We start from the raw sequence: 22,371 nt of genomic DNA, 5'->3' as shown, positions 1-22,371 counted from the left end.
ACTTGACCGCTGACCACGCCCCGCTAGGGCGCGGCCATGCGCGTTGACCTGTTCGATTTCGAGCTTCCTACTGACCGGATTGCCCTGCGGCCGGCCCGCCCGCGCGACGCCGCGCGGCTGCTGTTCGTGCCGGGGCAGGGGGACTTTGCCGACAAGGGCGTGTTGGACCTGCCCAGTCTGCTCGAACCCGGTGACGTGCTGGTCTTCAACGACACGCGGGTCATTCCGGCCCAGCTTGAAGGCTATCGCGGCGCGGCCCGGATCGGCGCGACGCTGCACAAGCGGATCGACCTGCGCCGTTGGCAGGCCTTTGTCCGCAACGGCAAGCGGCTGAAGGCCGGAGACCTGATCGAGTTCGCCGCCGCGGTCAGCGCGGTGGCGGAGGAGCGCCATGCCGATGGCTCCTGGACGCTGGCCTTTGCGGGCGATGAGCCAGTCGAGGTGCTGCTCGACCGGGCCGGCCAGGTCCCGCTGCCGCCCTACATCGCGGGCAAGCGCGCGATCGATGAGCAGGATAAGTCTGATTACCAGACCATGTTTGCGGCGAAGGACGGTGCCGTCGCCGCTCCGACGGCCGCGCTCCACTTTACGCCAAGGCTGATGGAAGCGCTGGCGGCGCGGGAGATCGGGCATGAGACGCTGACGCTCCACGTCGGCGCCGGCACCTTTCTACCGGTCAAGGCTGACGATACCAATGATCACCAGATGCACGCTGAGTGGGGTGTGATCAGCGCGGAAACGGCTGAACGCCTGAATGCCAGCCGGGCGCGCGGTAACCGGATTGTTGCAGTGGGTACGACAAGCTTACGCCTGCTTGAGAGCGCAGCAGATGCGGACCGGGTGATCCATCCATTCGAGGGTGACACGGCAATCTTCATCACCCCTGGCTATCGCTTCAAGGGGATCGATGGGCTGGTGACGAACTTCCACCTGCCCAAGTCGACCTTGTTTATGCTCGTTTCCGCGCTAATGGGGCTGGATCGGATGCAGGCGGCCTATGCCCATGCCATTGCCAACGAATATAGGTTCTATTCCTATGGCGATTCCTCGCTGCTGCTGCCGAGTTAATCGCGCGCCTAAACACCGCTTGCGCTGATCAGCCTTTTCCGGTCTCCTTGTCCGGCTTCCCGCAAAGCGGGGGTCTGGAGGGGGATTTGAGATGACGGATTCGACTGCGACAGCGGCGCCAGGGCCACTTGCTGGGCTGGGCATTGTTCTGATCGTTGTGGTTGCGGTAATCGCCTGGGCGATCATCGGGACGGCGCTTTTTTCAGACCTGACGCTGTTCGGCGGGTTCCTGTTGCTTTGGCACTGGGCCAATCTTGAGGCGCTGGAGATCAAGCGCTTGCCGGCAACGATTGCCGGGGCACTGGTCGGCATTGGACTGGCCTGGCAGGTGGTCTACCTGACCGGCAAGATGGGCAGCAACGGCATGATCCTGGGCTTGTTGATCATGGTCGCTGCGATCTACCTGCAGGTGATCGCCGTGCTGCCATTCCTGTTCAACGCCGCGGCGATGCTGTTCCTGACGGTGGCGGCTGCCCCGCTGATTCAGCTCAAGATCGATTTTGCTGAACTCGCATTGGCGACCGTAGTCGGTGGGCTGTTCTTCGGCGTCTTCGTCGAGGCGATCAAGCGGATCGCGGCCAAGTTCATGCCCGCGGCGGGCTAGCGCGTGAACAGGGTGCGCGGGTCGATCACCCGGTCGATCAGCGCGTGATCCTGCGGCAACTGTCCATCAAGCATCAGCATGGCCAGGCCGTGGACCACCGCCCAGGCCTGGACCATCAGCCGCTGGGCGCCGGCCGCGTCGCCGCCGACCGCGTGCAGCGCCCGGTCTTGCAGCAAACGGGCGGCAAGGTTGTCGCCAAAGATCGACGGGCCGACATCGCGGCATTGCCCGAAGACCAGACGGAACAGCGCCGGATTGGCGAGCGCCCAGCGGACATAGGCCCGGCCAGTTGCGCCGAAGGCATCGCTATTGCCCTCCGTACCGGCTGCAGCGGCTTGCTGGTACTGGCCCAGTTGCTCGATCCCTTCAGCCGCCAGCGCAGCCAGCAATGCCTGCTTGTCGGGGAAATGGCGATAGACGGCCGTCGGCGATACGCCGACTTCGCGGGCGAGGGCACGCAGCGAGAGTTCCTCGATCGGTGCGGATTCCAGAGCCTTGAGCCCGGCATCGACCAGCGCAGCGCGCAGGTCGCCGTGGTGATAGGCGCGGGTTTGCGGTGATGTTGACACTGTTACCATTGCTGCTATGTTTACGCCATAAACATTAAGCGGAGATTCGCATCATGGCAAGCGCAGTCGAGACCGTTATCCGGGGGGTCGTCACCAAGGGTGTCATGGCCGTGGCCAATTTCAACCGTGCGCGCCAGGATGCTGAGCAGCAGCACCCGTTCCTGACCGGCATCCACACGCCAATGACCGAGGAACGGACGCTGACCGACCTCAAGGTCACCGGTACGATCCCGGCTGAGCTTTCCGGCCGCTATGTCCGCATCGGGCCGAACCCCTTCAAGCCCGATCCGCGCGGGCACCACTGGTTTATCGGTGACGGCATGGTCCACGGCGTTCGGCTGCAAGGCGGCAAGGCGCTGTGGTATCGCAACCGTTATATCCGCAGCCAGGCGCTTGAGGCGCAGGGTGGCCCTGAGGCCGCCCCAGGGCCACGGCGCGGACGGCGTGATCTGGTCAATACCAATGTGATTCAGCACAATGGCCAGACCCTCGCGATTGTCGAAGCGGGTTCATTCCCGGCGCAGCTCAATGATGAGCTCGAAACTGTTACCTACACCGATTTCGGGGGCACCCTGCATGTGCCGTTCACCGCCCACCCACACGAAGACCCGCTGACGGGTGAGCTGCACGCGATCACCTATGACGCCATGACTCCCGACACGGTCTGGCACGTCGTTGTTTCAAAGGACGGCAAGGTGCTGCGCGAAGCGCCGATCCCGGTGGAGCATGGCCCGTCGATCCACGAATGCGCGATTACCCAGCAGTATGTGCTGGTATTCGATCTGCCTGTGACCTTCTCGATGAAGGCGATGATCGCGGGTGAGCAGTTCCCCTTTGCCTGGAACCCGGCCCACCGCGCCCGCGTCGGCCTGTTGCCGCGTCAGGGAACGGCGGCTGACATCGTTTGGTGCGATGTTGATCCCTGCTATGTCTTCCACGTCAGCAACGCCTTTGATGCGGCGGACGGCAAGGTAATCGTCGATATGTCGGTCCATGAAACGATGTTTGCCGGTGGCCCCGAAGGCCCGAACGGCAAACCGCTTGGCATGGAGCGCTGGTCGATCGATCCGGCCGCCGGCAAGGTCGTCCGGACAACGCTCGATTCCGCGCCGCAGGAGTTTCACCGTCCAGACGAACGCTACTTCGGCCAGCCCTATCGCTATTCCTGGTCGATGGGTCTGCCGAGCGAGGAAGACGTTGGTTTCCTCGGTGAAGCGCCGATCTATCGCTATGACCTTGAGACGGGCGAGCGCAGCCAGCACAATTTCGGCCCGGGCCGCGTGCCGGGTGAGTTTGTCTTCGTACCACGCAGCACCGATGCGCCCGAGGGCGATGGCTGGGTCATGGGTTATGTCATCGACACCACCAACGAGACGACCGATCTGGTCATTCTCGACGCGGCCAATATAGCCGCACCGCCGGTCGCCTCGGTTCATATCCCGCATCGCATCCCGCCGGGTTTCCACGGCAACTGGCTGCCCGACGCTTGATTTCTGACAAGACATCGACCCTCCGCTGCGGTTAGCCTGCGCGGCGGAGGGATCGATGACGAATAGCCAGGGTCAGGCCGCGATTGAAGCGCGACTGGAACGTGCCGCCGAAGTTCTTGGTGACCTGACCAGGCCGGTGATCACTGAATACTATCGCCGCTTCCCGCAGGCCCGCGCCAGTTTTGCCCACCATGCTCCGCTTGGGCCGGAGCGGCTCGAGGCCGAGATGGTCGGCAACACACTCTACTACGTCATGACCTGGTTCGATTCGCCGATTGAGGCGCGAATCTATTTCGATACCTCGGTTCCGCACCACCGCGTCGCGCTGGATGTGCCGCCGGACTGGTTTCGCGGGCTGATCGATACGCTGATCGATGTGGTGGAGGATGCAGTCCCGGCTATCGATGCGGCTGAGCAGCATGGCTGGGACGAAATGCGCGGGGCACTGGTCGGGCTGGTCGAGCGCAACCGTTTCGTCTAGCGGGCCGCTATGACAGCGCCGCGCTTCCAGTTTGAAATCCACGCCACCGATGGCAAGGCCCGTACCGGCACAATTCGGATGCGGCGTGGTGAGATTCGCACACCCGCCTTCATGCCAGTTGGTACGGCCGCGACAGTCAAGGCGATGAAGCCGGAGAGCGTCCGCGCGACCGGAGCGGACATCCTGCTGGGCAATACCTATCATCTGATGCTGCGCCCGGGTGCAGAGCGGGTGGCGCGACTGGGCGGCCTGCACAAGTTCATGAACTGGGACCGTCCGATCTTGACCGACAGCGGCGGTTACCAGGTGATGAGCCTGTCCGACCTGCGCAAGATCACCGAAGAGGGCGTTACCTTCAAGAGCCACCTCGACGGCAGTCGGCACTTGCTGACCCCCGAGCGCTCAATGGAAATCCAGCGGCTGCTCGGCAGCGATATCGTCATGGCCTTTGACGAGTGCCCGCGTGCCGATGCGCCTTATGACACGATCGCGCAGTCGATGCGGATGTCGATGCGCTGGGCCGCGCGCAGCCGCGCGGGGTTCGACAGCGGCGCAGAGCATGCCGAACGCTCTGCCCTGTTCGGGATCCAGCAGGGCGCGCTGAATGAGGACCTGCGCCGCGAAAGTGCACAGGCGCTGCAGGAAATCGGCTTCGATGGCTATGCGATCGGCGGTCTGGCCGTGGGTGAGGGGCAGGAAGCGATGTTCGCCACGCTCGATTTTGCGCCTGGGATGCTGCCAGCGGACCGTCCGCGCTACCTGATGGGCGTGGGCAAGCCCGATGACCTGGTCGGTGCAGTCGAGCGCGGGGTCGACATGTTCGACTGCGTTCTGCCAAGCCGCTCGGGCCGCAATGGTCAAGGCTTTACCTGGAATGGCCCCGTCAACCTGCGCAACGCCAAGCATGCCGAGGATCCGGCTCCACTGGATGAACGCTGCCCAGGCGATTGCTGCACCAGATACAGCCGTGCCTATCTCCACCACCTCCACAAGAGTGGCGAGATCCTGGGTGCCATGCTGCTGACCGAGCACAACCTGACTTTCTACCAGCAGCTGATGCAGGCAATGCGCGGCGCGATTGCGGCAGGCACTTTCGCAGCCTTTGCGGCCGATTTCAGGCGCAGTTACCTGGGCACCTGACAAGCGCGGCGAATCGTCTTAGTCTGCCCGCAAAGAGACAAGGAGAGCGATCATGGCCACTGTGCTTGAAACCAGAACCGAAACGAACGACGATCATGTGCGTGCATCGGTAAGCGCCGAAGAATGGGCGGTCCGGGTGGACCTTGCGGCAGCCTATCGGTTGGTGGCGCTGTATGGCTGGGATGATCTTATCTTCACTCACCTTTCCGCCCGCGTGCCGGGGCCAGAGCATCACTTCCTGATCAACCCCTATGACATGATGTTCGAAGAGATCACCGCCAGCTCGCTGGTGAAGATCGACGTCGAAGGTCAGCCGGTGATCCCGACGGCCCACCCGGTCAATCCCGCCGGCTTCACGATCCATTCGGCGCTGCACATGAATTGCGAGGATGCGCACGCGGTGATGCACCTCCACACGCCTGCCGGCCAGGCTGTCAGCGCCATGTCCGAAGGATTGCTGCCGCACACCCAGACTGCGATGATTGCCGGGTCCGACATCGCCTATCACGACTATGAAGGTATCGCGACCGACCTCGAGGAACGCGACCGGCTGGTGGTCGACATGGGCGACAAGCACGTGATGATCCTGCGCAACCATGGGACCCTGGCGATCGGCAAGACCGTGGGCGAATGCTTCCTGCGGCTCTATTTCCTGGAGCGGGCCTGCGATGCGCAGGTCAAGATGCTGTCGGCCGGGCGTGATGGCCTGAACAACCCGCCGCAAGGCACGCCCGAAAAGGTCAAGTCGCAGACTCCGCCGGCCGGGATTGGGATGCTGGCCAACGGCCTTGCTTGGCCGGCTCTGCTGCGCAAGCTGGACCGGATCGATCCCTCGTTCCGCAATTGATCAGAGCAGGATTCCCGCAATAGATTGCGGCAATTGCAACGGCGCTGCGGGCTGATAGGCTCCTACGATTGGAAGGGGGCGGGGCTCATCGCTGCCGACCCCCGGCAGGGGGAGAATGCTATGCGAATTATCAGGGGCTTGCTCGCGACGGCTGCGGTCACCCTGGCTATGCCTGCTGCGGGGCAGGATGCTGCGACACTGGCGCAAAGGTTCGGTGCGCTGGAATCGATCCGTCAGCTCTCGATGTCGCCGGGCGGCAACTACGTCTCGATCGTTGCGCCTGACAAGACTGGCGGGCAGGTGCTTTATCTGGCTGACCTGACGGTGCCTGGCCTGCCAAAGGCGATCATGCGCCAAGGCCAGCCGGACCAGCAACTGCGCTGGTGTGAGTTCGCGACTGACACCCGGCTGGTCTGCATGGTTACCTTGCAGATGGATGAAGGCGGCGAGACGCTCAATTTCTCTCGGCTGTTCTCGATGGCGACCGACGGAACCGATGTGAAGCAGCTTTCGGCGCGCAATGGCGGGCGTTCGCTGGGGCGGGTCTTTTATGGCGGCGGGATCATCGATTGGGATCTCCCGGGCAAGCCAGGCAAGGTGCTGATGAGCCGTGTCTTCCTGCCACAGGATACGTCCGGAACCAATATCCGGTCCAAGGGGGAAGGGCTGGGAGTCGAAGAAGTCGACGTGACCACGCTTAGCCGCAAACTGATCGAAAAGCCTCGCTCAGAAGCGTCGGAGTATATCAGCGATGGCCATGGCAATGTCCGGATCATGGGCATCACCCCGCGCGACGCCGATGGCTATTTGCGCGGCAAGGTCAGCTACTCGTACCGCAAACCGGATTCGCGCGAATGGGAAGGGCTGGCCAAGGTCGTGCAGAGCGACGCCGGGCTGTGGGGCGGGTTTGAGCCCTATGCTGTCGATGGCGCGCGCAATGTAGCCTACGGCTTTGACGACAATAACGGTTATTCCGCGCTTTTCGCCATGTCCCTCGATGGGCTGGGCAGCAAGGAACTGGTGCTTGGCCGCAATGACGTCGATGTGGACTCGCTGATCCAGATTGGTCCGAGCAACCGTGTGGTCGGCGCCAGCTATGCGACCGAGCGGCGGATGATCGAATTTTTCGATCCGGAGCTGAAGAAGCTCGCAGCGGGCCTCGGCAAGGCCTTGCCGGGCAAGCCGGCGATCAGCTTTGTCGATTCGAGCGCGGATGAGAGCAAGCTGCTACTCTTCGCCTCCAGCGACGTCGATCCCGGCCAGTTCTATCGCTATGACAAGACAGCCCGCAAGCTGGAGCCGCTGCTGCCGGTGCGCGCCGAACTGGCCGGAATGAAACTGGCCGAGATGAAGCCGATCACCTTTGCGGCGGCAGACGGCACTCAGATCCCGGGCTATCTGACTCTGCCGCCGGGCAGCGCTGGCAAGAACTTGCCCGCCATTGTCATGCCGCACGGCGGACCAGGTTCCCGCGATGAATGGGGTTTTGACTGGCTGGTCCAGTTCTATGCGCTGCGCGGCTATGCGGTGCTTCAGCCCAACTTCCGCGGCTCGGCGGGATATGGCAACGCCTGGTTCCGCCGCAACGGCTTCCAGTCCTGGCGGACGGCGATCGGTGATGTGAATGATGCCGGCCGCTGGCTGGTTAGCCAGGGGATTGCTGCACCTGATAAGCTCGGCATCCTGGGCTGGTCGTACGGCGGCTATGCTGCCCTTCAGAGCTCTGTCCTCGATCCCGGATTGTTCAAGGCGATTGTTGCGATTGCGCCGGTGACTGACCTCGAAGGTCTGCGTGCCGACCGGATCGACTATGCCGACTATCCATTGGTTGATCGGCTGATCGGGACGGGCGCGCATATCCGCGAAGGCTCGCCAGCGCGCAATGCCGGGCAGATTAAGGCGCCGGTGCTGCTGTTTCACGGCGATCAGGATACAAACGTCAAGATCACCCAGTCTAGGCTGATGGCCGACCGGCTGCGCGATGCCGGCAAGCAGGTCGAACTGGTCGAATTTCAGAAGCTGGATCACTATTTGCAGAGCAATGCAGCCAGAACTCGGCTGCTCTCGCAGTCCGATGCCTTTTTGCGCAAGGCGATGGGAATACCGGCCAACTGAATGGGCGGGAATCGAAAAGGGCGGCCCCGCAGGACCGCCCTTCTTGAATTCGGTAAGGCCGAAGCTTAGCGCGAGTAGAACTCGACGACCAGGTTCGGTTCCATCTTCACCGGATAGGGCACTTCGTCGAGCGTCGGGACGCGAACGAAGGTGATCTTGTCGGTGCCGTCGGCAGCGACATAGTCCGGGATTTCACGCTCGGCCAGGGTCTGGGCTTCAGCGATCAGGGCCATTTCCTTGGCCTTCTTGCCCAGGCTGACGACATCGCCCGGACGCACGCGGCGGCTGGCGATGTTGCACTTCACGCCGTTCACATAGATGTGGCCGTGCGAAACGATCTGGCGAGCCGAGAATATGGTCGGCGCGAACTTGGCGCGGTACACGACCATGTCCAGGCGCTGTTCGAGCAGGCCGATCAGGTTCTGACCGGTATCGCCCTTCATGCGGCTGGCTTCCTGGTAAGTGCGCTTGAACTGCTTTTCGGTGACGTCGCCGTAGTAGCCCTTGAGCTTCTGCTTGGCGCGGAGCTGCAGACCGAAGTCCGACACCTTGCCCTTGCGACGCTGGCCGTGCTGGCCCGGGCCATAGGAGCGGCGATTCACCGAGCTCTTGGGACGACCCCAGATGTTTTCGCCCATCCGGCGGTCAATTTTATACTTCGACGCATTGCGCTTCGACATGGCGCATCCTTCAATTTGCATGCCCTGGAACTGCCCGGGGCTTCTGGTCCGGAACCGCACCATCCGGCCTGCTGCCGGATGCGACCGCCGCTTCACCGGAGTGCGGGGTCAATTGCGAAGTGGCGCCCCTAGCTGTGCCGGGGGCAGAATTCAAGAAAAAATGCGCCTTTGTAGGGCGTCAGATCTTGGGACCGACCGGCTCAACCTTGGTCGTGTCTTCCATCCGCCCTTCCATATAGACGTCCTTGTCGCGGATCTTCCATTCCGCGGCAGTCTTGCAGACGCGGCCCTGCGGGCGGTGACTGCCGGTGCGGGCGGGCAGCGGACGGCAGATCAGCTTGGGCTTGGCAGCCGTGGTTGCTTCCGGCGTCGGCGCGGCATCGGCCGCCAGGACCGGCGCGGGCGCGGCAACCAGGGCAAGGACAAGGGCGGTGGCAAGGTGACGCATTGAATCGAACTCCATAAACGATTGCAGCGGCCTATGGCGCAGGAGACCGAGCGGCGGAAAGGACTTTCGACGAACGACCTAGTTCGGCCGCCGCGGTCCCTTGGCCAGGTGTGACAGCACCCCGCGCAGGGTCCGCACTTCCAGGTGATTCCAGCCCGGCTTGGTCAGCAGACCGCGCAGGGTCCGCCGGGTTGCTGCGGCGCGGCTGACCGGGTGATAGAAGCCGGTAGGGGCCAGCATGGCCTCTAGCTGGGCAATCATCCCTTCAAGTTCATCCTGCGGGGCGGGGGGAAGCAGTTCCTCGACCGTCGGCTGCACGAGACTGGCCTGCTTCGACCATTCGTAGGCGCAGAGGATTACCGCCTGGGCCAGGTTGAGCGAACCGAAATCTGGATTGATCGGCACCGTTAGGATCGTGCGGGCCAGGGCCACGTCATCGGTTTCCAGGCCCGACCGCTCGGGTCCGAAGACATAGGCCGAGCGGCCTGGCTCCCGATGGATCGCCAGCGCTGCCTGTTCGGCATCGACTACCGGTTTGGTCACCCCGCGCTTGCGGACTGTCGTGGCGTAGACATGGGCGCAATCGGCCACGGCTTCGGCCAGACTGTCAAAGACCCGCGCTCGTTCGAGCACGATATCGGCGCCGGCTGCGGCAGGCCCGGCACCTGGATTGGGCCAGCCATCGCGCGGCGCAACCAGGCGCAAGTCCGTCAGGCCGAAATTGAGCATGGCCCGCGCTGCCTTGCCGATATTCTCGCCCAGCTGAGGGCGGACCAGCACGATGGCGGGCTGGTTACTGCTTGGCGGCATCCTGCACCGCGCTCGCAAAATCTTCAAAGTCCTTGGCTTCGCTGAAATCGCGATAGACCGAGGCAAAGCGTATATAGGCCACGCTATCGAGCTGGCGCAGCCCGTCCATCACCATCTCGCCGATCTGCTTGGCACTCACTTCGCCATCGCCGAGCGTTTCGACTTGACGCTGGATTCCGGAGACGAGTTGATCGAGCCGTTCCTGCGCCACCCCGCGCTTGCGGCAGGCGAGCGCGACCGATTGTTCGATCTTCGAACGGTCGAACGGCTCCCGCTTGTCGCCCGATTTGACCACGGTGATTTCACGCAGCTGTACGCGCTCGAACGTGGTGAACCGGGCCCCGCAGCCTTCACATTGCCTGCGGCGGCGGATCGCGGTGTTGTCCTCGGTGGGCCGCGAATCCTTTACCTGGCTGTTGTCGTGCGCACAGAACGGACAGCGCATGCGTTACGGGCGCAGTCGCTTGTAGAGCATGAAGCCCGCCCCCGCGATCAGTCCGACCGGCCAGGTAATCACCGGTAGAACCGTCGCAGCAACCGCACCAACTGCAGCGCCAGTCAGCACCGGCTTGGTTGAGGGATGGGCCATCCCCTGCTTGCCCATGCCGACAATTTCATCGCGGGCTTCGGACAGCAGGTCGTTCGGGCGGTTCGGATCGGTCATGGCTTATAGCTCCGGATAGATCGGGAAGCGGGCGCAGAGCTCTTCCACCTGTCCACGGACGCGGGCTTCGATCTGGCCATCCCCTTCGTCGCCGTTACGGACCATGCCGTCAACCACTTCGGCGATCAGCGCACCGACCTTGCGGAACTCTTCCTCGCCAAAGCCGCGGGTCGTGCCAGCCGGGGTACCGAGCCGGACGCCCGAAGTGACGAACGGCGAGCGCTTGTCGAACGGGATGCCGTTCTTGTTGCAGGTCAGCCAGGCACGATCGAGGCCCTTTTCAGCGGCCTTGCCGGTCACGTCCTTGGCGGTCAGGTCGACCAGCATCAAGTGGTTGTCGGTGCCGCCTGACACGATCCGCAGGCCGTTTTCGGTCAGACTTTCAGCCAGCGCGCGTGAATTCTTGACGATCTGTGCGGCATAGGCCTTGAACTCTGGCTTCAGCGCATCGGCAAAGGCCACGGCCTTGGCGGCAATGACATGAACCAGCGGGCCGCCCTGCATGCCCGGAAACACGGCGGTGTTGAACTTCTTGGCCAGATCCTCGTCATTGGTGAGGATGATCCCCGAACGCGGCCCGCGCAGGCTCTTGTGCGTGGTCGAAGTAACGACATGGGCGTGGGGGAAGGGCGAGGGGTGCGCTCCGCCAGCAACAAGCCCCGAGAAGTGGCTCATGTCGACCAACAGATATGCACCTACCGCATCGGCGATCTCGCGGAACTTCTGGAAATCCCAGACCCGCGAATAGGCGGTGCCGCCGGCGATGATCAGCTTCGGCTTATGTTCGTGGGCAAGACGCTCCACCTCGGCCATGTCGAGCAGCTCGTCCTCGGCGCGCACGCCATAGGGGATCGGCTTGAACCACTTGCCGCTCATGTTGACCGGCGAACCGTGGGTCAGGTGGCCGCCCGAATTGAGATCGAGGCCCATGAAGCTGTCACCCGGCTGCAGCAGCGCCAGGAACACCGCCTGGTTCATCTGGCTGCCCGAATTCGGCTGGACGTTGGCGAACTGGCAGCCGAACAGCGCCTTGGCGCGCTCAATCGCCAGGTTCTCAACCACGTCGGCATATTCGCAGCCGCCGTAATAGCGCTTGCCCGGGTAGCCCTCGGCATACTTGTTGGTGAAGACCGAGCCGGTTGCTTCGAGCACGGCAAGCGAAGTGATGTTCTCGCTGGCGATCAGCTCGATCTTGGTCTGCTGGCGGTGCAGTTCCGAGCGGATCGCGGCGTAGACTTCAGGGTCGGCGCTGGCGAGATGTTCGGTGAAGAAACCGGCGGAGCGGATCGCGGGGCTGGCGAGGGTGGTGGTCACAGGAAGGCTCCTCAGGCGGGCGGATTGGAGAGTTTGGCAACGCGGCCAGTGTGGCGACCTTCGCCAAAGCCGGTTGCCAGGAAGGCGTCAATACAGGCCTTGGCCATGTCACTGCCGATCAGGCGCGCGCCCATCGCGATGACATTGGCATCGTTATGTTCGCGGGCGAGGGCGGCCGAAAGCGGCTCTGAAACCAGGGCGGCGCGGCAGGCCGGGTTGCGGTTCACCGCGATCGAGATGCCGATCCCGGATCCGCACAGCGCCACGCCGCGCTCGGCCATGCCGTCAGCGATAACCGAGGCGAGCAGATAGCCATAGTCAGGATAATCGACCCGGTCGGCCGTCTCTGGGCCAAGATCGGCCACTTCATGGCCCAGTTCGATCAGGTATTCGCGCAGTTCCGCCTTCAGGTCGACGGCAGCATGATCAGATGCGATCGCAATACGCATGGCACACCATAGGGTTTAGCGGGGGTGCCCAGACGAGCGGCAGCTACGTTTCACGCTCCCCGGCGGTACTCCGCCTGACTCGTCAGTTACGTGAACGAAGGCGGTATAGTTCCTGGCGACGGGAACCGCAAGCGATGCCCCGCCGCCAAGTGCGTCATTGATCGAGGAACGAACGCATCTTGCGTGACCGGCTCGGGTGCTTGAGCTTGCGCAGCGCCTTGGCTTCGATCTGGCGGATACGTTCGCGCGTCACCGAGAACTGCTGGCCAACTTCTTCCAGCGTGTGATCGGTGTTCATGCCGATGCCGAAACGCATGCGCAGCACGCGTTCCTCGCGCGGGGTCAGGCTGGCCAGGACCCGGGTGACCGTTTCCTTGAGGTTGGCCTGGATTGCGGCGTCGACCGGGATGATCGCGTTCTTGTCCTCGATGAAATCGCCCAGGTGCGAATCTTCCTCGTCGCCAATCGGCGTTTCGAGGCTGATCGGTTCCTTGGCGATCTTCATCACCTTGCGGACCTTTTCGAGCGGCATGGACAGGCGCTCGGCCATTTCCTCGGGCGTGGGCTCGCGGCCCTGTTCGTGGAGGAACTGGCGGCTGGTGCGGACCAGCTTGTTGATCGTTTCGATCATGTGCACCGGGATGCGGATCGTCCGCGCCTGGTCGGCGATCGAACGGGTGATCGCCTGCCGGATCCACCAGGTGGCATAGGTCGAGAACTTGTAGCCGCGGCGGTACTCGAACTTGTCGACCGCCTTCATCAGGCCAATGTTCCCTTCCTGGATCAGGTCAAGGAACTGCAGACCCCGGTTGGTGTACTTCTTGGCGATCGAGATCACGAGCCGCAGGTTGGCCTCGACCATTTCCTTCTTGGCGATGCGCGCCTCGCGCTCGCCCTTCTGGACCATGTTGACGATGCGGCGGAACTCGTTGAGGCTCATGCCAGTCGCCGAAGCGATGTCGGCGATTTCGGCGCGGATGCGCTCAACCGCGTCGGCTTCGTTCTCGGCGAAGGCGGCCCACTTCTTGTCCTTGGCCGCCATGGTCTGGAGCCAGCCATCGTCCAGCTCGCGTCCGACGTAGCTATCCAAGAAGTCCTTGCGATTGACCTTGTGACGCTCAGCCAGGCGCAGCATCTGGCCGCCCAGGGCGGTCAGGCGGCGGTTGAAGGCATAGAGGTTGTCGACCAGGTATTCGATCTTGGTCGCGTGGAACTGAACCGATTCAACCTGCGCGGTCAGGTCTTCGCGCAGCTGCTGATAGGTCTTTTCCTTGGCGGCGGAGAACACCCCGCCAGCGCCCATCACCTCAAGCCGTTCGGCCTGCAGCTTTTCGAACTTCTTGAAGAGCGAGGTGATCTCGGCAAACTTCTCCAGCGCATGCGGTTTGAGCTGCGCCTCCATCTGCGCGAGGCTGAGGGTGTTGTCCTCTTCCTCTTCCTCGACCGGTCGGCGAGCGCGGCGTTCGATGCCGTCCTCATCCTCTTCGTCGGCCGATTCCTCTTCCTCGATGTCTTCCTCTTCCTTGTAGGAAGGGCCGGCAGTCGCTTCAGAGATTTCCCCGTCGCCTTCGTCTTCGCCGTCCTCTGAGAGGTTTTCCGGCGCCGGTTCCTTGGAAAGCATGGCATCGAGATCGAGGATCTCGCGCAGCTGCATTTCCTCGTTGTTGAGAGCTTCGGACCACTGGATGATGGCGTGGAAGGTGATTGGGCTTTCGCACAGGCCGAGAATCATCGTGTCCCGACCGGCCTCGATCCGCTTGGCGATGGCGATTTCGCCTTCACGGCTGAGCAGTTCGACCGCGCCCATTTCGCGCAGGTACATCCGCACCGGATCGTCGGTGCGCTCGACCGTTTCTTTCTTCTTGATGAGGTCCGGCCGCTCGGCCATGCCGTCCGGCTGCTCGTCGATCTCCTCGACTTCCTTCTCGTCGGGATCGACCGCATCCTCGTCGCTTTCGACGATATTGACGCCCATCTCGCTGATCGCGGCCATGATGTCCTCGATCTGCTCAGAGGTCATCTGGTCCTGCGGCAGGGCCTCGTTCAGCTCGTCAACCGTGATCACCCCGCGGCGCTTGGCCCGGGCAATCAGCTTCTTGATCGAGGCTTCATTGAGATCGATCAGCGGGGCGTCGCCACCCTCATTACCGCCGCCGATGTTATCGTCTTCGTCCATTAGTCCGCCATTGGTTTGGCAGGGGAAGACAGCGCCGCCCCCGCTCGCGCGCTGGCCATTTGCCGCAAGCGCGCATCGAATTCCAGTTTTCTCTTCAACAGCCGCTGCTGTTCGGCATAGGCCCCCTCGGAAAGGTCGCTTTCAAACCGCTTTGTGGCCGCTGCCAACGCCGCTTCCAGCGCCGGACGCTCGACCAGCAAGCCGATTGCCTGGGCAAGCTCGGCGCGGGCCTGTTCCGGTGGAATGGCATCGGCCAGAAAGCCAAAGCGCATTGCGGCATATTCCTCTGGGGTCGGGGCAGCCATACCCCGTTTGGCCAATATGGGTTCCATCGCCCCCTTTTCAAGCGTTGCCGCCGAGTCGGCTGCATCCAGCAGTACATCAAAGCGCGGATCGGCCAGTCCCGCCTGACCCAGCACCTCGGCATGACGGTGAATCTGGTCCGGAAAGCGCAGCAATCCGGTCAGTACCGCGGCCGAAAGCGCATCGCGCGGGGGAGCGCGAAGAACGGCCGAGGCCCGCCGCGGCGGCGCGGAAGGCTTGCGCCAGTCGCGGCCGTCGCGGCTCTCGCGGCGGGGAAAAGCGAAATCTGAGAATCGCTCAAGCAGTTCGCGCCGGTAGAGCGCCTGGATGTCGCGATCGGCAATCGTCTCGACATGGGCCAGCAGCCGCGCCTTGAGCCCGGCCTTGTCCTCCGGCGTGGCGAGCGGAGCGGAATCGCGCTCATGTTCCCACAGCACCTCGATCAGCGAGCGGGCATTGGCGAGCTGGGCTTCCATCGCTGCGACGCCCTGCTGCTTGATCAGGTCATCGGGATCCAGCCCCGGTGGCAGGCGGACAATCTTGAGCGAATGAGCAGGGCGGAGTAGGGGCAGGGCGCGGGTGATCGCCCGCATGGCGGCGCGCTGTCCGGCAGCATCGCCGTCAAAGCAGAGGACTGGCGCTTCAACCAATCGCCACAGCAGTTCGATCTGCCGTTCGGTCAGCGCGGTACCCAGCGGCGCGACGGCATCGGCAATTCCGGCTGCGGCCAGAGCGATCACGTCCATATAGCCTTCAACCACCACGATCCGCCCGGTCTGGCGGCTCGCTGGGCCAGCGCGGTGGAGATTGTAGAGCGTGCGACCCTTGTCGAACAGAGGCGTATCGGGTGAGTTCAGGTACTTGGGCGCATCGGTCTTCTGCGCATCAAGAATACGGCCGCCAAAGGCAATTACGCGCCCGCGCGCGTCCTCGATCGGCAGCATCAGCCGGCCGCGGAACCGGTCATAGGGTTCCTTGTCTTCAACTGCGATGCGCAGGCCCGCCTCGATCAGCTTGGCTTCGGGCACATCCTTCAGCGCCGCCTTCAAGGCTTGGCGGCCTTCCGGTGCATAGCCGAAGCCGAAGCGCTGCAATGTATGGGCATCGAACCCACGCGTGGCGAGATAGGCGCGGGCCTTATCGCCCTCCGGCCCGGCGAGCTGCGCCACAAACCAGTCCTGCGCGGCCTTCATCACATCGTGCAGGCTGTCCCGCTGCTCTGCGGCCTGGGCCGCGCGCGGATCGGGGGCGGGGACTTCCAGCCCGGCCTCGCTCGCCAGCTCCTTGATCGCATCCATGAACGACAGGCCGCGCTGGTCGGTCATCCAGCGGATCACATCGCCATGCGCCCCGCAGCCAAAGCAGTGATAGAACCCCTTCTGGTCGTTGACCGTGAAGCTGGGGCTCTTCTCGTTGTGGAACGGGCAGCAGGCCTTGAATTCATGCCCCGCCTTGGTGAGCCGCGTCGTCCGGGAAATGACGCTGGACAGCGTCACCCGGGCGCGGAGTTCATCAAGCCATTGGGGGCTGAGCATCTAGGATTTCTCGCCGCGCAGCGGGCGAGCCCACAGGCTCCCCTCCCGCCTACGGGAGGGGCTGGGGGAGGGCATGTTTTCAAGAGTCTGCCCGATCACAGCCAAAACACCGTCCAGATTGTCGAGAACCTCATTGTTCCAGAAGCGCAGCACCTTGTAACCCTGCACTTCGAGGAAGGCTGTGCGCCGTGCGTCATATTCGGTGGAAAAGGCATGCTGCCCACCATCCAGCTCAATCACCAGCCGCCGTTCACGCGAAACGAAGTCGCAAATGAACTGGCCGATCGGGTACTGCCGATTGAAGCGGACACCGCGCAGTTTCCGCGCACTTAGGTGTGGCCAAAGCTTGCGTTCGGCCTCGGTCGCATTGCGGCGGAGCTGGCGCGAACGCAAGGTTGGGCGGGAATAGCCCTTGTCGTTCGACTTGAACCAGTCTTCGTCCAACTTGCGCTCCGGTAACAGGCCCTCCCCCGGCCCCTCCCGCAGGCGGGAGGGGAGGTTTTTGAAAATCACGCCAAGGCGGATTTAACGAGTTGGCTGGCCTTGCCCATATCGATCTGCGTCCCGTGCTTGGCCTTAAGTGCGCCGACGACCTTGCCCATATCCTTCATGCCTTCTGCGCCGGTTTCGGTGATGATCGCGGCGATTGCGGCCTTGACCTCGTCCTCACCCATTTGCTGGGGCAGGAAGGTCTCGATCACGGCCAGTTCGGCCTTTTCGATCTCGGCCAGCTCCTGACGGCCGCCCTGCTCATAAAGCGTGATCGATTCGCGGCGCTGCTTGGCCATCTTCTGGAGCACATCGGTCACCACCACGTCGTCATCGGGTACATTGGCCGCGGTGCGCAGTTCGATGTCCTTGTCCTTGAGCTTGGCGAGAATCAGGCGGACGGCGGCCAGTCGGGCCTTGTCGCCGGCCTTCATCGATTCGATCTGGGCGGCCTTGATGGTATCTCTCAGCATTATCTCTCTCAGCGTTTTGGCGAGGATTGGGGAAAGAACCCGCCTAGCCGGATTTTTCGCCTTTTCCTAGGTTGACGCTGGGGGTCATCCCCTCTAGCGGCGGTGCCTTAGCGACATCGCTGGAACCCCATTATTCGGAGCGCCTCCCCATGGCCGACGCCGCCTCTTCGCACGCACCCCAACCACAGGGTGCGACGGGAGTCCTTGTGCTTGCCGATGGCACGGTGCTCTGGGGCCACGGCTTCGGCGCGAGCGGTGCCGCAGTGGGCGAGGTTTGCTTCAACACCGCAATGACCGGCTATCAGGAAGTCATGACCGATCCCAGCTATGCCGGGCAGGTCGTCACCTTTACCTTCCCGCATATCGGCAATGTCGGCGTGAACGAGGAAGACCTGGAAAGCCACGTCGATGGTGCGGTCGGCTGTGTGGTGCGCGAAGACGTGACCGCGCCCAGCAACTTCCGCTCGACGGGCACCTTTGGCGATTGGTTGACCAGCAAGGGCAAGATTGGCCTCGCCGGAATCGACACCCGCGCATTGACCCGCCGCATCCGCCTGTCCGGTGCGCCCAACGCGGTGATCGCCCATGCGCCGGACGGCAAGTTTGACATTCCCGCCCTGATCAAGCGCGCGCAGGACTGGCCGGGGCTGGAAGGCATGGACCTTGCCCGCGTGGTCAGCCGCGAAGAGATCGAAAACTGGGAAGGCAGCGTCTGGACCCTGGGCAAGGGCTATGGCCGCTCACCCCATGACAAGCGCCCGCATGTGGTGGCGATCGATTACGGCGCGAAGGACAACATCTTCCGCAACCTGGTGAAGGCCGGTGCCAAGGTTACCGTTGTCCCCGCGCAGACGCCGCTGAGCGGTGTGCTGGCGCTGGAGCCGGACGGCGTGTTCCTTTCCAACGGCCCGGGCGATCCCGCCGCGACCGGCGCCTATGCCGTGCCGGTTATCCAGGGCCTGCTGGAACGCGATATTCCGGTCTTCGGTATCTGCCTCGGCCACCAGATGCTCGGCCTCGCCGCCGGGGCCAAGACCACCAAGATGCACCAGGGCCACCGCGGCGCGAACCATCCGGTCAAGCGGCTGGCAGACGGCGTGGTGGAGATCACCTCGATGAACCATGGCTTCGCGGTGGATAACACCGCCCTGCCGGACAATGTCGAGGAAACCCACGTTTCGCTGTTCGACGGCAGCAACTGCGGCATCGCCATCAAGGGCAAGAAGGCTTTCGGGGTGCAGTATCACCCCGAGGCATCGCCGGGGCCGATGGACAGCTTCTATCTCTTTCAGAAATTCATCGAAGGCCTCGCCTGATGCCGAAGCGCACTGACATCTCCTCGATCCTCGTCATTGGCGCTGGCCCGATCATTATCGGCCAGGCCTGCGAGTTCGACTATTCCGGAACCCAGGCAATCAAGGCGCTGAAGGAAGAGGGGTACCGGGTGATTCTGGTCAACTCGAACCCGGCGACGATCATGACCGATCCGGAATTCGCCGACGCGACCTATATCGAGCCGATCACGCCCGAGATTGTCGCCCGGATCATCGAGAAGGAGCGGCCCGATGCCGTCCTGCCCACCATGGGCGGGCAGACCGCGCTGAACACCGCGCTGGCGCTGTTCAACGACGGCACGCTGGAGAAGTTCGGCGTCAAGATGATTGGCGCCGATGCCGATGCGATCGACAAGGCCGAGGACCGGATGCGGTTCCGTGAGGCGATGACCAAGATCGGGCTGGAATCGGCCCGCTCCGGCATTGCCCACAATGTCGAGGAAGCCTTTGCGGTGCTGGAGCGCACTGGCCTGCCGGCGATCATCCGCCCCAGCTTTACCCTGGGCGGCACCGGCGGCGGCGTGGCCTATAACAAGGCCGAGTTCGAACACATCGTCCGCACCGGCCTGGACGCCAGCCCGACCACCGAAGTCCTGATCGAGGAATCGCTGCTCGGCTGGAAAGAGTACGAGATGGAAGTCGTCCGGGACCGGAACGACAACTGCATCATCATCTGCTCGATCGAAAACGTCGATCCGATGGGCGTCCACACCGGGGATTCGATCACCGTCGCCCCGGCGCTGACGCTGACCGACAAGGAATACCAGATCATGCGCAACGCCAGCATCGCTGTGCTGCGCGAGATCGGGGTCGAAACCGGCGGTTCGAACGTCCAGTTTGCGGTCAATCCCAAGGATGGCCGCCTGATCGTGATCGAGATGAACCCGCGCGTCTCGCGCTCATCGGCGCTGGCCTCCAAGGCCACCGGCTTCCCGATTGCCCGCGTCGCCGCCAAGCTGGCGGTCGGCTATACGCTGGACGAGCTGACCAACGAAATCACCGGGGCCACCCCGGCGAGCATTGAGCCCTCCATCGACTACGTGGTCACCAAGATCCCGCGCTTCGCCTTTGAAAAGTTCAAGGGCGCCGAGCCGCTGCTCTCCACCGCGATGAAATCGGTGGGTGAGGTCATGGCGATTGGCCGCAACTTCAAGGAATCGATGCAAAAGGCGCTGCGCGGGCTGGAAACCGGGCTCGACGGCTTCAACCGCGTCATGCACCTCGAAGGCGCGGGCCGCGATGCCATCGTCGCCGCGCTATCCCGCCAGACGCCGGACCGGTTGCTGATCGTCGGCCAGGCCTTCCGCGAAGGCTTCACGGTCGAGGAAGTCCAGGCAATCACCCATTACGATCCCTGGTTCCTACGCCACATCCACGAAATCATCGCCGAAGAGACGGCGATCATGGAAAACGGCCTGCCCAACGATGCGGCTGGCCTGCGCCGGCTGAAGGCGATGGGCTTTTCCGACAAGCGATTGGCGATCCTGGCAGTGCGCGGGATCCATGTCGCGGGCGGCATGGGCGAAACCTCGGCCCGCCGCTCCGGCCTGCTTCACGACGCCCTGCGCGCCATGGCCGGGGCGACCAGCGAGGAAGAAGTGCGCGAGCTGCGCCAGCGGCTGGGCGTGCACCCCGTGTTCAAGCGGATCGACAGCTGCGCGGCCGAGTTCGAGGCGGTTACGCCCTACATGTACTCGACTTACGAAGGCCCCAGCTTTGGCGCGCCAGAGTGCGAATCCGCCCCGTCGAACGCCAAGAAGGTGGTTATCCTCGGCGGCGGTCCGAACCGGATCGGGCAGGGGATCGAGTTCGACTATTGCTGCGTCCACGCGTGCTTCGCGCTGGAGGAGGCGGGCTATGAAACGATCATGGTCAACTGCAACCCGGAAACGGTTTCGACCGACTATGATACCTCTGACCGGCTCTATTTCGAGCCGCTGACCGGCGAGGACGTGCTGGAAATCCTGCGCGTCGAGATGAGCAAGGGCCAGCTGCTGGGCGTGATAGTCCAGTACGGCGGCCAGACCCCGCTGAAGCTCGCCCAGACCCTCGAAGACAACGGCGTGCCGATCCTGGGCACCTCGCCCGACGCGATTGACCTCGCCGAAGACCGTGAGCGGTTTGCCGCGCTGGTCAATAAGCTGGGCCTCAAGCAGCCGCTCAACGGCATTGCCCGTAGCCGGGACGAGGCCGTCGCCGTCGCCAATCGCATCGGTTACCCGGTGCTGATGCGGCCGAGCTACGTGCTCGGCGGCCGGGCGATGGAAATCGTCGATTCCGAAGCCCAGCTCGATGACTATATCGCCACGGCCGTGCAGGTTTCGGGCGATAGCCCGGTTCTGATCGACCAGTATCTGCGCGATGCGATCGAATGCGATGTCGATGCCCTGTGCGATGGCGATCAGGTCGTTGTCGCGGGCGTCATGCAGCACATCGAGGAAGCCGGGATCCACTCGGGCGATAGCGCCTGCACCCTGCCGCCCTACAGCCTGTCGGCAGAGATCGTCGCCGAAATGGAGCGTCAGGCCGACGCCCTGGCCATGGCGCTGGGCGTACGCGGGCTGATGAACGTGCAATTCGCGGTGAAGGACGGCACGGTCTACCTGATTGAGGTCAACCCGCGCGCCAGCCGCACCGTGCCTTTCGTCGCCAAGGCCATTGGCCAGCCGGTTGCCAAGATCGCGGCGCGGGTCATGGCCGGTGAGAAGCTCAAGGACTTTCCGCCGTTCAAGCGCGAGCTCGATTACATGGCGGTCAAGGAAGCGGTCTTCCCGTTTGCGCGCTTCCCGGGGGTCGATCCGGTGCTCAGCCCGGAGATGAAGTCCACCGGCGAAGTCATGGGCATCGACAGCAATTTCGCCACAGCCTTCGCCAAGGCTCAGCTGGGCGCGGGCATGGTCCTGCCGCAGGGCGGGGTGGTGTTCGTCTCGGTCAAGGATACCGACAAGCCGGTGATCCTGCCGGCGATCAAACAGCTCATCGACCTGGGCTTCACCATCATCGCCACGGGCGGGACGCAGCGTTACCTTGCCGAAGCAGGCCTGCCGGTCGAAGCGGTCAACAAGGTGGCCGAAGGGCGGCCGCACATCGTCGACCGGATCATCGATGGCGATGTCGCGCTGATCTTCAATACCACCGAGGGCTGGCAGAGCCTGAAGGATTCGCAGTCGATCCGCGCTTCGGCGCTTACTGGCAAGGTGCCGTATTTCACGACGGCCGCGGCATCGGTGGCGGCGGCAGAGGCGATTGCAGCCTTGCGGGGGGCGAAACTTGAAGTTCGCAGCCTGCAAGACTATTATGCTTGAGTAGATCGCGTTTTCCCCCACATCGCGACGGCACTGCCTGCAATCCCCTGAGGGATGCGGGGCAGGGTTCTAGTCGC

21 protein-coding genes and 1 riboswitch are annotated in these 22,371 nt (G+C 63.3%); of the genes, 9 read left to right on the top strand and 12 right to left on the bottom strand.

Features of this window, described 5'->3' with window-relative positions:
• The first annotated feature begins 36 nt into the window (after positions 1 to 36).
• On the top strand, positions 37 to 1,068 hold the full coding sequence (gene queA / locus FRF71_RS14160) for a tRNA preQ1(34) S-adenosylmethionine ribosyltransferase-isomerase QueA (RefSeq protein ID WP_147091265.1): 1,032 nt from the start codon (positions 37 to 39) through the stop codon (positions 1,066 to 1,068).
• A 91-nt stretch (positions 1,069 to 1,159) separates the two neighbouring features.
• Entirely contained in the window at positions 1,160 to 1,672 is a 513-nt protein-coding gene (locus FRF71_RS14155) for a hypothetical protein (protein WP_147091264.1), read from the top strand.
• On the opposite strand, the gene FRF71_RS14150 is transcribed toward FRF71_RS14155, so the two are convergent.
• Positions 1,669 to 2,250 carry a TetR/AcrR family transcriptional regulator gene (locus tag FRF71_RS14150; protein WP_147091263.1) on the bottom strand — a complete coding sequence of 194 codons (582 nt, stop codon included), beginning with the start codon at positions 2,248 to 2,250 and terminating at the stop codon, positions 1,669 to 1,671. The genes FRF71_RS14155 and FRF71_RS14150 overlap by 4 nt on opposite strands.
• Before the next feature lie 44 nt (positions 2,251 to 2,294).
• Here FRF71_RS14150 and FRF71_RS14145 point away from each other — a divergent pair, with 44 nt between their 5' ends.
• The 5 genes from FRF71_RS14145 (at position 2,295) to FRF71_RS14125 (ending at position 8,314) form a co-directional block, all read left to right on the top strand.
• Positions 2,295 to 3,731, top strand: coding sequence for an 8'-apo-carotenoid 13,14-cleaving dioxygenase (locus FRF71_RS14145; RefSeq protein ID WP_147091262.1), 1,437 nt, complete (start codon positions 2,295 to 2,297; stop codon positions 3,729 to 3,731).
• Between the two features lie 55 nt (positions 3,732 to 3,786).
• Positions 3,787 to 4,212 (top strand): hypothetical protein, encoded by a 426-nt coding sequence (locus FRF71_RS14140; RefSeq protein ID WP_147091261.1) that lies wholly within the window; start codon positions 3,787 to 3,789, stop codon positions 4,210 to 4,212.
• A gap of 9 nt (positions 4,213 to 4,221) precedes the next feature.
• Positions 4,222 to 5,352, top strand: a complete 1,131-nt coding sequence (gene tgt / locus FRF71_RS14135) for a tRNA guanosine(34) transglycosylase Tgt (RefSeq protein ID WP_147091260.1) — start codon at positions 4,222 to 4,224, stop codon at positions 5,350 to 5,352.
• 52 nt (positions 5,353 to 5,404) lie between these two features.
• Entirely contained in the window at positions 5,405 to 6,199 is a 795-nt protein-coding gene (locus FRF71_RS14130; RefSeq protein ID WP_147091259.1) for a class II aldolase/adducin family protein, read from the top strand.
• 120 nt (positions 6,200 to 6,319) lie between these two features.
• Positions 6,320 to 8,314 (top strand): alpha/beta hydrolase family protein, encoded by a 1,995-nt coding sequence (locus FRF71_RS14125; RefSeq protein WP_147091258.1) that lies wholly within the window; start codon positions 6,320 to 6,322, stop codon positions 8,312 to 8,314.
• A 65-nt stretch (positions 8,315 to 8,379) separates the two neighbouring features.
• Here FRF71_RS14125 and rpsD read toward each other — a convergent pair whose 3' ends face one another.
• The 11 genes from rpsD to FRF71_RS14070 all read right to left on the bottom strand — a co-directional run bounded on the left by rpsD (position 8,380) and on the right by FRF71_RS14070 (position 17,655).
• Positions 8,380 to 8,994: a 30S ribosomal protein S4 gene (gene rpsD, locus FRF71_RS14120; RefSeq protein WP_147091257.1), complete on the bottom strand. Its 615-nt coding sequence runs from the start codon at positions 8,992 to 8,994 to the stop codon at positions 8,380 to 8,382.
• 178 nt (positions 8,995 to 9,172) lie between these two features.
• Entirely contained in the window at positions 9,173 to 9,442 is a 270-nt protein-coding gene (locus tag FRF71_RS14115; protein ID WP_147091256.1) for a hypothetical protein, read from the bottom strand.
• 78 nt (positions 9,443 to 9,520) lie between these two features.
• Positions 9,521 to 10,252 carry an RNA methyltransferase gene (locus FRF71_RS14110; RefSeq protein ID WP_147091255.1) on the bottom strand — a complete coding sequence of 244 codons (732 nt, stop codon included), beginning with the start codon at positions 10,250 to 10,252 and terminating at the stop codon, positions 9,521 to 9,523.
• A complete protein-coding gene (gene nrdR / locus FRF71_RS14105; protein ID WP_147091254.1) occupies positions 10,236 to 10,697 on the bottom strand; it encodes a transcriptional regulator NrdR in 462 nt (153 codons plus the stop codon). The genes FRF71_RS14110 and nrdR overlap by 17 nt, the downstream gene beginning before the upstream one ends.
• A gap of 3 nt (positions 10,698 to 10,700) precedes the next feature.
• The gene (locus tag FRF71_RS14100) at positions 10,701 to 10,916 is read right to left on the bottom strand and encodes a hypothetical protein (RefSeq protein ID WP_147091253.1); all 216 of its coding nucleotides are present in this window, start codon (positions 10,914 to 10,916) and stop codon (positions 10,701 to 10,703) included.
• A 3-nt stretch (positions 10,917 to 10,919) separates the two neighbouring features.
• The gene (glyA, locus tag FRF71_RS14095; protein WP_147091252.1) at positions 10,920 to 12,230 is read right to left on the bottom strand and encodes a serine hydroxymethyltransferase; all 1,311 of its coding nucleotides are present in this window, start codon (positions 12,228 to 12,230) and stop codon (positions 10,920 to 10,922) included.
• Positions 12,231 to 12,241: 11 nt separating this feature from the next.
• Entirely contained in the window at positions 12,242 to 12,679 is a 438-nt protein-coding gene (gene rpiB, locus FRF71_RS14090; RefSeq protein WP_147091251.1) for a ribose 5-phosphate isomerase B, read from the bottom strand.
• Positions 12,680 to 12,698: 19 nt separating this feature from the next.
• Positions 12,699 to 12,779: riboswitch (ZMP/ZTP riboswitch) on the bottom strand.
• 54 nt (positions 12,780 to 12,833) lie between these two features.
• Positions 12,834 to 14,855, bottom strand: a complete 2,022-nt coding sequence (gene rpoD, locus FRF71_RS14085; protein ID WP_147091250.1) for an RNA polymerase sigma factor RpoD — start codon at positions 14,853 to 14,855, stop codon at positions 12,834 to 12,836.
• A complete protein-coding gene (dnaG, locus tag FRF71_RS14080) occupies positions 14,855 to 16,693 on the bottom strand; it encodes a DNA primase (protein WP_147091249.1) in 1,839 nt (612 codons plus the stop codon). Before dnaG ends, rpoD begins: the two co-directional genes overlap by 1 nt.
• Positions 16,694 to 17,137: an endonuclease domain-containing protein gene (locus FRF71_RS14075; protein WP_147091248.1), complete on the bottom strand. Its 444-nt coding sequence runs from the start codon at positions 17,135 to 17,137 to the stop codon at positions 16,694 to 16,696. It abuts the gene before it with no gap.
• 65 nt (positions 17,138 to 17,202) lie between these two features.
• Positions 17,203 to 17,655, bottom strand: coding sequence for a GatB/YqeY domain-containing protein (locus FRF71_RS14070; RefSeq protein WP_147091247.1), 453 nt, complete (start codon positions 17,653 to 17,655; stop codon positions 17,203 to 17,205).
• A 149-nt stretch (positions 17,656 to 17,804) separates the two neighbouring features.
• On the opposite strand from FRF71_RS14070, the gene carA reads away from it, so the two are divergent.
• Both carA and carB read left to right on the top strand, forming a co-directional pair.
• Positions 17,805 to 18,971, top strand: coding sequence for a glutamine-hydrolyzing carbamoyl-phosphate synthase small subunit (gene carA, locus FRF71_RS14065; RefSeq protein ID WP_147091246.1), 1,167 nt, complete (start codon positions 17,805 to 17,807; stop codon positions 18,969 to 18,971).
• Positions 18,971 to 22,294 (top strand): carbamoyl-phosphate synthase large subunit, encoded by a 3,324-nt coding sequence (carB, locus tag FRF71_RS14060; RefSeq protein ID WP_147091245.1) that lies wholly within the window; start codon positions 18,971 to 18,973, stop codon positions 22,292 to 22,294. Before carA ends, carB begins: the two co-directional genes overlap by 1 nt.
• Positions 22,295 to 22,371 lie beyond the last annotated feature (77 nt).

Source organism: Novosphingobium ginsenosidimutans, assembly GCF_007954425.1.
GTDB lineage: Bacteria > Pseudomonadota > Alphaproteobacteria > Sphingomonadales > Sphingomonadaceae > Novosphingobium > Novosphingobium ginsenosidimutans.
This window is presented reverse-complemented; position numbering and strand designations above follow the sequence as displayed.